Source organism: Salinivibrio costicola subsp. alcaliphilus, assembly GCF_001996185.1.
GTDB lineage: Bacteria > Pseudomonadota > Gammaproteobacteria > Enterobacterales > Vibrionaceae > Salinivibrio > Salinivibrio costicola.
Map to the genome: position 1 here is coordinate 1 of NZ_MUFR01000112.1, position 822 is coordinate 822.

The following is an 822-nucleotide window of genomic DNA, read 5'->3' on the forward strand; positions in this document are numbered from 1 at the left end:
GAGATAGACAAGATGTTGGTCTTCGACCTCTTTGCCGCCAATCTTCCAGTACACCAGAATGGCGCTTTGATAACGATTAAAACCTTGCTCCTGGTTGAGTCTGTCATGTTTAGAGCGCGTGGCGAAAAACTGCCATTTGCCATCACCCAGCAGCTTATACTCTTGCACTAAGCGCTTTTGGTGAAAATGGTAGTAATAGCCTTCGGTGGGTAGGCCCAGCCGCTCGCCGAGTTGAACGGAGGGGGTTACAGGAATAAAGGCTTCTTGGATGATACCTGAACCAATCGACTTGACCTGCACGGGCTCGGGCACGCTGATGCCCATTGAAGCCGATGCAATTTTAGCGATAAGCTTTTTGGGCTCGTTGAATGCGGTATAAGTGGTGTACTTAGTGCCGTGTTCAGTGGGCGCGGTTTGCCAATCATCCTTCACGCCTTCTTGTTGTGTTTTGGCTAATTGAAACTTGCACCCCACCGTTTTGCGAAATACCTTATCCGAGCTAGCAATCTCAAAACAGTATTCGTATTTAAGTGGTGGCGGCTCATTCGAGCGGTCAGGTTTTACCGGCTCAGGCACATAGGTGTCTTCAATATTTTCTGTTGTTGCCTGTGGACGACTACCTCCGCCAGATCCACTACCACCGCCCGCGGCCGCTCCAGATTGATTGGCTCTGGCCATAAGTGCTGAGCGGGCTTGTGGTGAGAGGGTCGTTTCAGTGTCTGGCGAGAGGGACCAGAGCTTATTCGTATTATCATGCACCATCGCGGGCCGCATTGGGGTATCAGTCAACAGGGCAAATTCACCGCTATCAAGCTTTTCTTT

1 pseudogene is annotated in these 822 nt (G+C 50.6%); it reads right to left on the reverse strand.

Features of this window, described 5'->3' with window-relative positions:
* A pseudogene (locus tag BZJ21_RS16390) lies at positions 1-822 on the reverse strand (hypothetical protein); the annotation flags it as partial.